Here is a 12,847-nt window from a genome sequence, read left to right on the forward strand (position 1 = left end):
GCGCCCGCCGCGCCGGTCAAGGAACTGAACGCCCTGGCCCTGATGTGGACCGTGTTCAAGGGCTGGCTGGCCGGGCTGTTCGGCCGCAAGGGCGCTTAGCGGCCCGAGCGCCGGCGGGCGATGCAGCCGACGGCCGCGATGCCCGCCAGCATCAGCGCGTAGCTGCCTGGTTCGGGCACGGCACTGACGCTCACGTTGCCGGCGAACTCGGCGACGAAGCCGAGGTTGTAGTGGACGTTGTTCAGCGCATCGAAGCCGGCGTCGGCCGAGGTGTCGTCCCACTGGCCGTCGTGCTGGAAGCGGGCGGTGAACTGGTTGCCCCAGAGGTTGTCCGGATCGCCCGGCGCCCAGTTGGCGTAGCCCATCGGTTCGCTGGTGTTGCCGTTCCAGAACCAGCCGCCGCTGTAGTCGGGGATGATGGCGCCGAAGGCGTCGCGCGTGTTGCCGCGCACCGCGCCGATGCGGTAGCCCCACAGGTCCAGACCGCGGGCGGCGAAGCCGTTGGCGATGGCGCTGTTCTCCTGGGCCGAATAGATCGTCGCGAGCCAGCCTTGCGGGCCGCCCTGGGCGGCGATGTCGTTGATCGCGAGCCAGGCATCGGAGAAGGTGACGCTCTGCGAGTCAGCGGCAATGGCCACATAGCTCGTGTCGGTGGCCGGGTTGTAGACCGCCCCGTAGGCGGCGGTGTAGCCCGCCGGCAGCGTGATCTCGGTGGCCTGGGCGGCGCCTGTGGCCAGCGGCAGCAGGGCCGCCAGTGCCGTGGCGGTCTTACGAATGTCCATCTTGTCCTCCCCTGGAAATCTTGTGTCGGATTTGTAACACAAGCCCACCGCCGGAGGGTCAAGTCTTGCCCCTCGGGTATGGGGTGCATAACGCCCAAAGTCAGCGCAACATGCCGAGGCATGGAGCGCATCGTCATGGATGTTGTTCACGCGGGCAGGGTGCTGGCCGGGCTGGCCCTGGCGAGCGCGACGCTGCTCGCCGCGGCGCAGCCGCGCGTGGTCACCGTGGCCGTCGACGATGCCCATCCGCCCTACACCTATGCCCAGGACAGCCAGGCCGCCGGCCTCTACGTGCGCCTGATGGGCGAGGCGATGCGTGGCCTTCCCGGCTGGCGTCTGCGCCTGGTGCTGCGCCCCTGGGCGCGGGCCTTGCAGGAGTCGCGGCAAGGCCGGGTCGATGCCCTGCTGCCGCCCTACCGCGAGGTGGACCGCGACTGGATGCAGTTGTTCGCCGGCCCGTTGCATATGGAACAGGTGGTGCTGAGCTGCGTAACCGGCGTGACCATCGGGCCCGCCAGCCGCTGGCCGGAGGGTTTCTCGGGCCTGCGTGTCGGCACCACGCGGGCCTATCTGCTGAGCCACCAGCTCTCTGCCGGATTTGCGCGCGAGCTGGTGCGGCAACTGGAGTACCGCGACGGGCGCGACGCGCTGGCGGCGCTGGCCACCGGCGAGATCGACTGCTACGGCAACGACCTGAAGGACATCGAGCACAGCTACCAGGCCGCGCTGGCGGACCCGCGCTGGGCGCCGCGCATGCCGCGCCGGCTCGAGCCACCGGTGGTGATCGCGTCGCAGAACGCCTGGCTGGGCGTGTCGCAGCGCTCGCTGCAGTTGCGGCCCGAGCTGGCGACCTTCGTGGAGGCGCTCAATGCCCGGCTGGCCCAGATGCGCGCCAGCGGCGAACTGCGGCGCCTGATGGAAAGCCCGTCCCCGGAACGTCGGCCATAGCCCTGTCTCTGCTGAGACATCCCTTCGGCAGATTTGCTGCCTAGAATCGAACGATCGTTCTATTCCACCAAGGGGACAGCCAGCATGACAGCCACCTATGAAGTTCGCGGCACCGTTGCCGTCATCACGCTCAGCAACCCGCCGGTCAACGGCCTTGGCTACGACACCCGCAAGGGCGCGGCCGAAGGGATCGAAAAGGCGGAGAACGATGCGGCGATCAAGGCCATTGTCATCACCGGCGCCGGCAAGGCCTTCTCCGGCGGCGCGGACATCAAGGAATTCGGCAGCCCGAAGGCGCTGGCCGAGCCCAACCTGGGCAGCCTGATCGCCATTGCCGAGAACTGCAGCAAGCCGGTGGTCGCCGCGATCCACAGCGTCTGCATGGGCGGCGGCCTGGAGCTGGCGCTGGGCTGCCACTATCGCGTGGCGCAGAAGGGCACCAAGGTCGCGCTGCCCGAGGTCAAGCTGGGCCTGCTCCCGGGCGCCGGCGGCACGCAGCGCCTGCCCCGCGCCCTGGGCGTGGAGCCCGCGCTGAACATGATCGTCAGCGGCGAGCCGGTCAATGCCGAGCTGCTGGCGATGGTCCCCGGCCAGAAGCTGTTCGACAAGGTCGTCGATGAGGGCGTGCTGGATGCCGCCGTCGCCTTCGCGCAGGAGATCGCCGACGCCCGCCCGCTGCCCAAGGTCCGTGACCTGAAGGCCCGCGTCGCCAACCCGGATGCCTTCTTCGGCTTCGCGAAGAACATGGTGGCCGGCATGGCCAAGAACTTCCCGGCGCCGCTGAAGTGCCTGGAGACGGTGCAGAACTCGGCGACGATGAAGTTCGAGGACGGCATCAAGGCCGAGCGCGAAGGTTTTGTCGCGCTGATGCAGACGCCGGAATCGAAGGCCCTGCGCCACGCCTTCTTCGCCGAGCGCGCCGCCAGCAAGATCGGCGATGTGCCCGAGGACACGCCGGTCCGCAACATCGCCAAGGTCGCTGTCATCGGCGCCGGCACGATGGGCGGCGGCATCTCGATGAACTTCCTGAACGCCGGCATCCCGGTCACGATCCTGGAGACCAAGCAGGACGCGCTGGACCGCGGCATCGCGACCATCAAGAAGAACTACGAGGCCCAGGTCAAGAAGGGCAAGCTGAAGGAAGACAAGTACGCCGAGCGCATGGCGCTGCTGACTCCGACGCTGAACTATGGCGATATCGGCGATGCCGACCTGGTCATCGAGGCGGTGTTCGAGGAACTGGGCGTCAAGGAGATGGTGTTCAAGCAGCTCGACGAGGTGATGAAGCCCGGCGCGATCCTGGCTTCCAACACCTCCACGCTGGACCTGAACAAGATCGCGGCCTTCACCAAGCGGCCGCAGGATGTCGTCGGCCTGCACTTCTTCAGCCCGGCGAACGTGATGAAGCTGCTGGAGGTGGTGCGCGGCGAGAAGACCGCCAAGGACGTGCTGGCCACCGTGATGCAGCTGGCCAAGAAGATCAGGAAGACGGCGGTGGTGTCGGGCGTCTGTGACGGCTTCATCGGCAACCGCATGATCGAGCAGTACAGCCGCCAGGCCGGCTTCCTGCTGGACGAGGGCTGCACGCCGGCCCAGGTGGACAAGGCGGTCGAGAAGTTCGGCTTCGCGATGGGTCCGTTCCGCATGGGCGACCTGGCCGGCAACGACATCGGCTGGGCCATCCGCAAGCGCCGCGCCGTCGAGCGCGCGAACATGCACTACTCGAAGACGGCCGACCTGCTCTGCGAGATGGGCCGCTTCGGCCAGAAGACCCAGGCCGGCTGGTACGACTACGCGCCGGGCAAGCGTGACGCGATCCCTTCGCAGGTGGTGGTCGACATGCTGGACAAGTACCGCGCCGACAAGGGCATCGTGCCGCGCAAGGTGAGCGACGAGGAGATCGTCCAGCGCCTGGTGTTCGCGCTGGTCAACGAGGCGGCGCACCTGCTGGAGGAAGGCATCGCCCAGCGCGCCTCCGACGTGGACATGGTCTACCTGACCGGCTACGGCTTCCCGCTGTTCCGCGGCGGCCCGATGTGCTACGCCGACCAGGTCGGCCTCTTCAACGTCGTGCAGGCGATGAAGCGCTTTGCCAAGAACCCGCTGGACGACGCCTCCTTCTGGGAGCCGGCGCCCTTGATCAAGAAGCTGGTCGCTGAAGGCAAGTCCTTCACCTGATCCGCCACCCCATAACGTCAAGATTCAGCGAGTACACACCATGAGCAAAGCCGTCATCGTCTCCACCGCCCGCACGCCTCTCGCCAAGAGCTGGAAGGGCGCCTTCAACATGACCCACGGCGCCACGCTGGGCGGCGAGGCCGTCAAGGCCGCCGTCGAGCGCGCTGGCGTCGAGCCCGGCGCCATCGAGGATGTGCTGATGGGCTGCGCCACGCCCGAGGGCGCGACCGGCGGCAACATCGCCCGCCAGATCGTGCTGCGCGCCGGCCTGCCGATCACCGTCAGCGGCGCCACCGTCAACCGCTTCTGTTCCAGCGGCCTGCAGACCATCGCGATGGCCGCGCAGCGGGTCATCGCCGGCGAGGGCGATGTCTACGTCGCCGGCGGTGTCGAGAGCATCTCCTGTGTGCAGAACGAGGCCAACCGCCACATGTACACCGATCCCTGGCTGCTGAAGAACAAGCCGGAGATCTACTGGAGCATGCTGCAGACGGCAGAGCAGGTCGCCAAGCGCTACAACATCAGCCGCGAACGCATGGACCACTACGGCGCCGGCAGCCAGCAGAAGGCCTGCGCCGCGCAGGCGGCCGGCAAGTTCAACGACGAGATGATCAGCGTCACCACGACGATGGGCGTCGTCGACAAGGTGCGCGGCATCACCACCAAGGAAGTGACGATCAGCGCGGACGAAGGCCTGCGCGAAGGCACGACCTACGAGGGCATCAAGGACCTGCGCTCGGCCCTGCCGGGCGGCCTGATCTCGGCCGGCAACGCCAGCCAGTTCAGCGACGGCGCCGGCGCCTGCGTGGTGGTCAGCGAGCAGTACGCCGAGACTCACGGCCTGAAGCCGCTGGGCCGCTTCCTCGGCTTCGCCGTGGCCGGCTGCGAGCCCGACGAGATGGGCATCGGCCCGGTCTTCGCCGTGCCCAAGGTGCTGAAGAAGCTGGGCCTGGCCGTGGCCGACATCGACCTGTGGGAGCTGAACGAAGCCTTCGCCGTGCAGGTGCTCTACTGCGCCGACACGCTGGGCATCCCGATGGACCGCCTCAACGTCAACGGCGGCGCCATCGCGGTGGGCCACCCTTACGGCGTGTCGGGCCAGCGCCTGACCGGCCATGCGCTGATCGAGGGCAAGCGCCGCGGCGCCAAGAAGGTCTGCGTGACGATGTGCATCGGCGGTGGCATGGGCGCGGCGGGCGTGTTCGAAGTGCTCTGATCGTGGAGCTCACGCTCGACACCCTGCGCGGCTTCTTCCGCGCGGCGCCGTTCATGATGGATCTGGGTGTCGAGCCGACCGGCGTTTCGCCGGGCAAGGTCACGACCGAACTCATGCTGCAGCCCCGCCACCTGCAGCACACCGGCGTCGTCCACGCCGGCGTGATGGCGGCGCTGGCCGATCACTCGATGGGCGCGGCGGCGCAGACGATGACGCCCGAGGGCCACTGGATCCTCACCGCCGAGTTCAAGACCAACCTGCTGCGCGGCGCGCGCGGCGCCAAGCTCGTCTGCGAGGCCTGGGTGCTCAAGCCCGGGCGGCAGATCATGTTCACCGAGGCCGAGGTGTTCGCGGTATCCGCTGAAGGTGAGCGTCAGCTCGTCGTCAAGGCATCCGGCACCATGGCCGTCACCAAGGCATAGCGATGCGTGAAACGCTGGATTTCTTCCTCAACGACTGGCTCAAGATCGGGCAAGACCTGACCCCGCGCCAGCGCTTCGCCGATCACAGCGACGAGACCTATGCCGCCGTGCTGGACATGTGCGAGAAGCTGGCGCGCGAGAAGTACGCGCCCTTCAACCGGCTGATGGACACGCAGGAACCTCATTTCGACGGCCAGCGCGTCACGCTGCCCCAGGCCACGCACGACGCGCTGGCCGCCTATGTGGAGACCGGCATGCTGGCCGCCTCCTGCGACTACGAGCAGGGCGGCATGCAGCTGCCCTGCGTGGTCGAGATGGCGGCCAACAGCTTCTTCTCCAAGGCCGCCATCGCCATGGGCGGCTATGTGATGCTGACCAAGGGCAATGCCCACCTGCTGCTGGTCCACGGCACCGAGAAGCAGAAGGCCGTCTTCGCCACCAAGGAGCTGGCCGGCCAGTGGTTCGGCACGATGTGCCTGTCCGAGCCGCAGGCGGGCTCCTCGCTCAGCGACGTGGCCACCCGCGCCGAGCTGGAAGACGAGGCCGACCCGCTCGGCCCGCGCTACCGCCTCAAGGGCAACAAGATGTGGATCTCGGGCGGCGAGCACGAGATCACCGAGAACATCGTCCACCTGGTACTGGCCAAGATCCCCGGGCCGGACGGCAAGCTGATCCCCGGCGTCAAGGGCATCTCGCTGTTCATCGTGCCGAAGCAGATGGTCGGGCCCGACGGCGAGCTGACCGGCGAGCGCAACGATGTTCAACTGGCCGGCCTCAACCACAAGCTCGGCTACCGCGGCACGACCAACTGCCTGCTGAACTTCGGCGAGAAGCGTGGCGCCGTGGGCTATCTCGTCGGCAAGCCCGGCGAGGGCCTGAAGTGCATGTTCCACATGATGAACGAGGCCCGCATCGGCGTGGGCCTGGGCGCGGTGATGCTGGGCTATGCCGGCTATGAGGCCAGCCTCGAATATGCCCGCCAACGCCCGCAGGGAAGGGCGGTCACCTCCACCGGCAAGGACGCCGCCGCGCCGCAGCTGAAGATCATCGAGCATGCGGACGTCAAGCGCATGCTGCTCGCCCAGAAGAGCTATGTGGAAGGCGGCCTCGCGCTGGAGCTGATGTGCGCCCGCCTGGTCGACGAGCAGCGCACCGGCACGCCCGAGGACGCCGCCGAGGCCGCGCTGCTGTTGGAGGTGCTCACGCCCATCGCCAAGAGCTGGCCCAGCGAATGGTGCCTGGAAGCCAACTCGCTGGCGATCCAGGTGCTGGGCGGCTACGGCTACACGCGCGACTTCCCGGTCGAGCAGTACTGGCGCGACAACCGCCTGAACATGATCCACGAGGGCACGCACGGCATCCAGGGCCTGGACCTGCTGGGCCGCAAGGTCACGATGAACGGCGGCGCCGCGCTGCAGGCCTTGGCCGCTCACGTCAACGACACGATCGAGAAGGCGGTGCAGCAGCCGGCACTGGCCGAGCGCGCGAACCAGCTCGCCGCGGCGCTGGCCAAGGTCGGCCGCGCCACCAAGAGCGCCTGGTCCACCGGCCAGCCGGAAGAGGCGCTGGCCAACGCCACGCCTTACCTGCAGGCCTTCGGCCACGTCGTGCTGGCCTGGCTGTGGCTGGACGTCTCGATGGCCGCCAATGGCGATTCCGACTTCGCCAAGGGCAAGCGCGCCGCCGCTTCATACTTCTTCGCCTACGAACTGCCTAAGATCGATGCCTGGCTGGGCGTCGTGTCCAGCCGCGAATCCTTGTGCAGGGAGATGCAGGATGGCTGGTTCTGAAGCAGGCATGAAGGCGGTTTCACCGAAGACGATCGTCTGGATCGAGCGCTTCGTGTGGATCCTGATCTACGGCGGGTTGTTGACCGTCATCGTCGGCCTGTTCATCACGCGCCAGGACGCGCCGGTGCTCGGCTCGGTGCTGATGGTCAAGGGCGGCATCGCCGCCGGCGCCGGCGTCTTCCTCATCTGGCTGCGCTCGCGGCTCAAACCAAAGGACTCCTGAACATGACTGCCAGCAAACGCGTCCAAGACCTGTTCGACCTCAGCGGCCAGGTGGCGCTCGTCACCGGCGGCTCCCGCGGCCTGGGCCTGCAGATGGCCGAGGCGCTCGGCGAGGCCGGCGCCAAGATCATGCTCAGCTCGCGCAAGGCCGCCGACCTGGAGGAGGCGATGGCCCACCTGCAGGACCGCGGCATCGACGCCCGCTGGATCGCGGCCGATGCGTCCCAGGAGGGCGAGGCCCGCTCGCTGGTCGAGCAGACGCTGGAGCGCCTGGGCCAGATCGACATCCTCGTCAACAACGCCGGCGCCACCTGGGGCGCCCCGGCCGAGGACCACCCGCTCGAGGCCTGGGACAAGGTGATGGACCTGAACATCCGCAGCCTCTTCGTGATGGCGCAGGCGGTGGGCAAGCTGTCGATGATCCCGCGCAAGAAGGGCCGCATCATCAACGTCGCCTCGATCGCCGGCCTGGGCGGCAACCCGGCCATGATGAAGACGATCGCCTACAACACCAGCAAGGGCGCGGCGGTGAACTTCACCCGTGCGCTGGCGGGCGAGTGGGGCGCCCATGGCATCACCGTCAACGCGATCGCGCCGGGCTTCTTCCCGAGCAAGATGACCAAGGGCCTGCTGGCGACGGTCGGCGCCGAGACCATGGCCTCGCATGCCCCGCTGAACCGGCTCGGCGACGACGAGGACCTGAAGGGCGCCGTGCTGCTGTTCGCCAGCGCGGCCGGCAAGCACATTACCGGGCAGATCCTCGCGGTGGACGGCGGCGTGAGCGCGCTGGTGGGCGGATGAGGCGATGACGCTGAAGTTCCCGGTCCACATCCCCTTCGTCGAGCGCCTGGGCTTCGAACTGGTCAGCGTCGGCCAGGGCGAGGCCGAGCTGGCGCTGGACCTGGCCGAGGCGCATCTGAACTCCTGGAACGTGGCCCACGGCGGCGTCGTGATGACGCTGCTGGACGTGGCGATGGCCCACGCGGCCCGTTCGGTGAACCGCAAGATCCACGAGGACGGCACGCCGGACTTCGGACCCGGCGTCGTCACCGTCGAGATGAAGACGTCCTTCATGCGGCCCGGCGAAGGCCGGCTCCGTGCAACTGGCAGGTTACTTCACCGGAGCACGACGATGGCCTTCACCGAGGGCTCGGTGCTGGACGAACACGGCAAGCTCTGCGCCCACGCCACCGGCACCTTCAAGTACCTGCGCGCGCTGCCGGGGCGGGGGCATGCGATCAAGCCGCTGAACGGGAAGCCGGGCGAGTGATGGCGAAGACGCTGGCGGCCTTGCTGCTGGCCCTGGCGGCCGCCGGCGTGCAGGCCGCGCCCTTCGCCGACAACCCGATCGTCTACTTCCTGATCACCGACCGTTTTTCCAACGGCAATCCGGACAACGACCACGGCTACGGCCGGCAGCGCGAGAAGACCCAGGCCACCGACGTCGGCACCTTCCACGGCGGCGACCTCAAGGGCATCACCGACAAGCTCAAGGCCGGCTGGTTCACGCAGCTCGGCGTCAACGCGCTCTGGATCACCGCGCCCTACGAGCAGATCCACGGCTGGGTGGTGGGCGGCGACAAGGCCTTCAAGCACTACGCCTACCACGGCTACTACGCGCTGGACTACACGAAGCTCGACGCCAATATGGGCACGCCCGAGGAACTGCGCGAGATGGTGGACACGGCCCATGCCCAGGGCATCCGCGTGCTCTTCGACGTGGTGATGAACCACCCCGGCTACCTCGACATCCAGACCGCCGACGAGCTGAAGATCCCGGTGCTCTGGCCCAAGGCCCGCGCCGAGGCGACGCTGGCGAACTACCACGCCTTCATCGACTACAACAGCGACCGATTCAAGGACTGGTGGGGCCGCCCCTGGGTGCGCGCCGGCCTGCCGGGCTATGTCGACGGCGGCAGCGACGATCTCACCAAGCAGCTCGCCTACCTGCCGGACTTCCGCACCGAGAGCAGGGAGTTCGTCAAGCTGCCGAAGTTCCTGCGCGAGAAGCCGGGCACGAAGGCCGTCGACCTGCCCGACACCACCGTCCGCGGCTACCTCGTCAGGTGGCTGAGCGACTGGGTGCGCGAGTACGGCATCGACGGCTTCCGCTGCGACACGGTCAAGCATGTGGAGCCGGCGGCCTGGAAGGAGCTGAAGGTCGCCGCCACCGCGGCGCTGGCCGAGTGGAAGGCGCTGCACCCGCAGCAGAAGATCGACGACGCGCCCTTCTGGATGACCGGCGAGTTCTGGGGCCACGGGCCCGAGCGCGGCGCGGTCGACGAGGCCGGCGGCTTCGACGCGATGATCAACTTCGAGTTCCAGGGCGATGCGGCCAACGACCCGTCGCGGCTTGACGCTCTGTTTGCGCGTTATGCGAAGCTGCAGGCCGGCCACGCGGCGCAGATGCTCAACTACCTGTCCTCGCACGACACCAGCCTGTTCCCGCGCCGGCGCCTGATCGATGGCGCCAACGCGCTGCTGCTGGCGCCGGGTGGCGTGCAGGTCTTCTATGGCGACGAGACCGCGCGGATGCCGGGCCCGGCGCCGTCTGGGGATACGCAGCAAGCCACGCGCTCGGACATGAACTGGGACAGCGTGGACGAGGCCGTGCTGGCGCACTGGCGCAAGCTCGGCAGCTTCCGCGCCGCCCATGTGGCGCTGGCGCGCGGCGAGCACGAGCGGCTCGCCGCCGCGCCCTATGTCTTCGCCCGCGTCGACCGTGCGGCCGGCGATGCGGTCGTGGTGGCGCTGGGCGTGAAGGCCGGCGCCCGGCTGCCGGTCGGGCGCGTGTTCGCCGAAGGCGAGACGCTGCACGATGCCTATTCGGGCGCCACGCTCGCGGTGAAGGACGGCGCCGTCATCGCGCCGGCGGACGCGGCGGCCGTCCTGCTCGAACGGCGCTGATCTTCTTCTTCAGTCGGGCACGCCGTACTGCGCCGCCCAGGCCTGCTCGATCCGGCCCACTGCCGCCTCCGGCAGCGGCACATAGTCCAGCTCGCGGGCGATGCCCTGCCCGTGCCGCAGTGCCCAGCCGAAGAACTTCAGCACCTCGCGCGTGCGGGTGCTGGCCCGCGCCGGCAGCAGGATGAAGGTGGTGCCGACGACCGGCCAGGCGCCCGGCCGGTCCAGCAGCGAATCCGTCGGTTCGGCGCCGGCAAGGGCGGCCTCGAAGGCGGCCTGGCTCGCGGCGCGGCTCGTGCCGTCGCGGCTGCGCAGCGCGGCCGTCTGCAGCCGGTGCTGCATCGCATAGGCGTATTCCACATAGCCGATCGCCATGCGGGTGCGCTGCACCGCCGAGGCCACGCCCTCCTTGCCCAGCTCGCCCAGGCCCAGCGGGAAGCGGGGCGAGAGCGTGGCGCCGCCCTGCCAGGCATTGCTGGCCCGGCCGAGGTACTCGCTCCACAGGCGCGAGGTGCCCGAGGCATCGGCGCGGTGGACCACGGTGATGCGGGAGCTGGGCAGCGTGAGGCCGGGGTTCAGCGCGGCGATCGCCGGGTCGTCCCAGCGCCGGATGCGGCCCAGGTAGATGTCGGCCAGCACGGCGCCGCTCAGCTGCAGCGCGCCGGCGCCCGCCAGGTTCACCACCGGCACCACGCCGCCGATCGCCACCGGGAACTGGACCAGCTCCAGGCGCTTCAGTTCCTCCGGCGGCAGCGGCTGGTCGGATCCGCCGAAATCCACCTCGCCGTGGGCGATGCGCGCCACGCCGGCGCCCGAGCCTACCGAGGCATAGCGGATCGCGCCGCCGCCCGCCTGCTGCTGCCAGGCGGCGGCCCAGCGGGCGTAGAGCGGGGCGGGGAAGCTGGCGCCGGCGCCGCTGAGCGGCGGCGCCTCGGCCCCGGCGATGCCCGTGCCCAGCAGGGCGGCCAGGACGAGGGTGCGGCGCAACCGGATCATCGGGACAGTATCGATCGCCGGCGTGGCCGTGTGATGACGATTCATGCCGCGGTCACCCACCGCACATAAACTGCCGGCCATGCGCCTGCGCCGTCTCGCCCTGATCCCTGGAACCCTCGTGCTGCTGGCCGGCGCCGCCCATGCCGCCCATCCCTTGCAGACCGAGGACACCGGCACGCAGGGCGAGGGCAATGTCGAGCTGGAGAACGGCCTGGACCGCACGCGCAGCGCCGACGGCAGCCGCGACTTCTCCTGGCAGCCCCAGCTCTCCTACGGCCTGACGCCCACGCTGGACCTGATCGTCCAGCCTTCGTGGCTGACCCATCGCGATCCCGGCGGCCCCGTGCGCCGCGCCGCCGGCGACACCAATCTGGACGCCAAATGGCGCTTCTGGGGCAGCGCGCCCTGGTCGCTGGCGGTGCGCGCCGGCGCCACGCTGGCCACCAGCGGGCAGGGCCTGGGCATGGCGCACGGCCGGGTGGCCGCCCATGGCCTGCTGGCGCTGACCATCGACATGGCGCCGTTCACGACGCATGTGAATGTCGGCTTCACGCAGAACCCCAACGACACCGGCCAGCGCCGCAGCATCGCCGGGGCCTCGGCGGCCTGGATGTGGCAGGTCAGCGATGCGCTGATCCTCACGGTGGACGGAGGCGCTCACGCCAGCCCGGATCCCGCGCGCCGCGCCTGGCCCGGCATGCTGCTCGGCGGCGCGATCTATACGCTGCGGCCGGGGCTGGACGTGGACGTGGGCTGGCAGTCCAGCCTGGGGCCGGCGCCGGTGCGCACCCGCGATTTGCTGCTGGGCCTGACCTGGCGCTTTTCCCTGCCCTGACCGACTACGCCTTGAGGCCGAGGGCGACCCAGCCCTCGATGCCCAGCTTCTCCATCGTCTCGATGTTCTTCTCGAAGATCGAGTCGGTGTCTTCCATCGTCTCGGTGGCCCGCTCGATGCTGGTCTCGCGCAGGATGTGCAGCGTCGGGTAGGGCGAGCGGTTGGTGTAGTTGGTGATGTCGTCCGGCTCGGTGCCGGCGAACTGGTACTGCGGGTGGAAGTTGGCGAACTGCAGCTCGCCGTCCAGCTCCAGGTCCTCGATCAGCGCGTCGGCGGCGCCAAGGAAATCGTTGAAGTCGAGGAAGTCCCGCAGCACCTGCGGATGGATCACCAGCGTGGTCTCGGTCTCGTCCGGGTCGGCGCGGTTCAGCGCGAGCAGCTCACGGGCCAGGTCCTTCAGCAGGTCCTCGGGCGTCTCGGCCGCGCTGACCACGTAGCGGACGCGCTGGTTGACGTGCACGCTCTTGGCAAAGGGGCAGAGGTTCAGGCCGATCACGGCCTTCTCCAGCCAGGCCCGGGTGTCTTCGATGATCTGTTGTTCGTCCATGGCGGAC

Annotated in this window: 13 protein-coding genes; 10 read left to right on the forward strand and 3 right to left on the reverse strand. The window is 69.0% G+C overall.

Annotated features, from left to right (window positions below; translation table 11 throughout):
* Positions 1-95 precede the first annotated feature (95 nt).
* Complete coding sequence (locus tag B0W88_RS00990) at positions 96-782, reverse strand: C-type lectin domain-containing protein (protein ID WP_077032778.1); 687 nt, start codon at positions 780-782, stop codon at positions 96-98.
* Between the two features lie 135 nt (positions 783-917).
* Between B0W88_RS00990 and B0W88_RS00995 the strand changes: the two genes are divergently transcribed.
* From B0W88_RS00995 to B0W88_RS01035, 9 genes are all read left to right on the forward strand, one after another.
* Positions 918-1,730, forward strand: a complete 813-nt coding sequence (locus tag B0W88_RS00995) for an ABC transporter substrate-binding protein (RefSeq protein ID WP_233151585.1) — start codon at positions 918-920, stop codon at positions 1,728-1,730.
* 84 nt (positions 1,731-1,814) lie between these two features.
* Entirely contained in the window at positions 1,815-3,908 is a 2,094-nt protein-coding gene (locus tag B0W88_RS01000; protein ID WP_077032780.1) for a 3-hydroxyacyl-CoA dehydrogenase NAD-binding domain-containing protein, read from the forward strand.
* A 40-nt stretch (positions 3,909-3,948) separates the two neighbouring features.
* A complete protein-coding gene (locus B0W88_RS01005; protein ID WP_077032781.1) occupies positions 3,949-5,124 on the forward strand; it encodes an acetyl-CoA C-acyltransferase in 1,176 nt (391 codons plus the stop codon).
* A gap of 2 nt (positions 5,125-5,126) precedes the next feature.
* On the forward strand, positions 5,127-5,546 hold the full coding sequence (locus B0W88_RS01010) for a PaaI family thioesterase (protein WP_233151586.1): 420 nt from the start codon (positions 5,127-5,129) through the stop codon (positions 5,544-5,546).
* Positions 5,547-5,548: 2 nt separating this feature from the next.
* A complete protein-coding gene (locus tag B0W88_RS01015; RefSeq protein ID WP_369973832.1) occupies positions 5,549-7,336 on the forward strand; it encodes an acyl-CoA dehydrogenase in 1,788 nt (595 codons plus the stop codon).
* 7 nt (positions 7,337-7,343) lie between these two features.
* Entirely contained in the window at positions 7,344-7,559 is a 216-nt protein-coding gene (locus tag B0W88_RS01020) for a hypothetical protein (protein WP_083748478.1), read from the forward strand.
* A 2-nt stretch (positions 7,560-7,561) separates the two neighbouring features.
* A complete protein-coding gene (locus B0W88_RS01025; RefSeq protein WP_077032784.1) occupies positions 7,562-8,359 on the forward strand; it encodes an SDR family oxidoreductase in 798 nt (265 codons plus the stop codon).
* A 4-nt stretch (positions 8,360-8,363) separates the two neighbouring features.
* Entirely contained in the window at positions 8,364-8,828 is a 465-nt protein-coding gene (locus tag B0W88_RS01030; RefSeq protein WP_077032785.1) for a PaaI family thioesterase, read from the forward strand.
* Positions 8,828-10,465 (forward strand): alpha-amylase family glycosyl hydrolase, encoded by a 1,638-nt coding sequence (locus tag B0W88_RS01035; protein ID WP_077032786.1) that lies wholly within the window; start codon positions 8,828-8,830, stop codon positions 10,463-10,465. Before B0W88_RS01030 ends, B0W88_RS01035 begins: the two co-directional genes overlap by 1 nt.
* Positions 10,466-10,474: 9 nt before the next feature.
* Here the strand turns inward: B0W88_RS01035 and pstS are convergent, their stop codons facing one another.
* Positions 10,475-11,503, reverse strand: coding sequence for a phosphate ABC transporter substrate-binding protein PstS (gene pstS / locus B0W88_RS01040; RefSeq protein WP_233151587.1), 1,029 nt, complete (start codon positions 11,501-11,503; stop codon positions 10,475-10,477).
* Positions 11,504-11,537: 34 nt separating this feature from the next.
* Here pstS and B0W88_RS01045 point away from each other — a divergent pair, with 34 nt between their 5' ends.
* Positions 11,538-12,293 (forward strand): hypothetical protein, encoded by a 756-nt coding sequence (locus B0W88_RS01045; protein WP_144006528.1) that lies wholly within the window; start codon positions 11,538-11,540, stop codon positions 12,291-12,293.
* Between the two features lie 4 nt (positions 12,294-12,297).
* On the opposite strand, the gene B0W88_RS01050 is transcribed toward B0W88_RS01045, so the two are convergent.
* Entirely contained in the window at positions 12,298-12,840 is a 543-nt protein-coding gene (locus B0W88_RS01050; protein ID WP_077032789.1) for a DUF1415 domain-containing protein, read from the reverse strand.
* Positions 12,841-12,847: the final 7 nt, after the last annotated feature.

This window comes from Pelomonas sp. KK5, assembly GCF_001984095.1.
GTDB lineage: Bacteria > Pseudomonadota > Gammaproteobacteria > Burkholderiales > Burkholderiaceae_C > KK5.

Coding starts and splice junctions, on each gene's coding strand:
- B0W88_RS01020 (WP_083748478.1), top strand. CDS start 7,344: ATGAAGGCGGTTTCACCGAAGACGATCGTCTGGATCGAGCGCTTCGTG.
- B0W88_RS01025 (WP_077032784.1), top strand. CDS start 7,562: ATGACTGCCAGCAAACGCGTCCAAGACCTGTTCGACCTCAGCGGCCAG.
- pstS (WP_233151587.1), bottom strand. CDS start 11,503: ATGAATCGTCATCACACGGCCACGCCGGCGATCGATACTGTCCCGATG.
- B0W88_RS00990 (WP_077032778.1), bottom strand. CDS start 782: ATGGACATTCGTAAGACCGCCACGGCACTGGCGGCCCTGCTGCCGCTG.
- B0W88_RS01050 (WP_077032789.1), bottom strand. CDS start 12,840: ATGGACGAACAACAGATCATCGAAGACACCCGGGCCTGGCTGGAGAAG.
- B0W88_RS01030 (WP_077032785.1), top strand. CDS start 8,364: ATGACGCTGAAGTTCCCGGTCCACATCCCCTTCGTCGAGCGCCTGGGC.
- B0W88_RS01045 (WP_144006528.1), top strand. CDS start 11,538: ATGCGCCTGCGCCGTCTCGCCCTGATCCCTGGAACCCTCGTGCTGCTG.
- B0W88_RS01015 (WP_369973832.1), top strand. CDS start 5,549: ATGCGTGAAACGCTGGATTTCTTCCTCAACGACTGGCTCAAGATCGGG.
- B0W88_RS01000 (WP_077032780.1), top strand. CDS start 1,815: ATGACAGCCACCTATGAAGTTCGCGGCACCGTTGCCGTCATCACGCTC.
- B0W88_RS01005 (WP_077032781.1), top strand. CDS start 3,949: ATGAGCAAAGCCGTCATCGTCTCCACCGCCCGCACGCCTCTCGCCAAG.
- B0W88_RS00995 (WP_233151585.1), top strand. CDS start 918: ATGGATGTTGTTCACGCGGGCAGGGTGCTGGCCGGGCTGGCCCTGGCG.
- B0W88_RS01035 (WP_077032786.1), top strand. CDS start 8,828: ATGGCGAAGACGCTGGCGGCCTTGCTGCTGGCCCTGGCGGCCGCCGGC.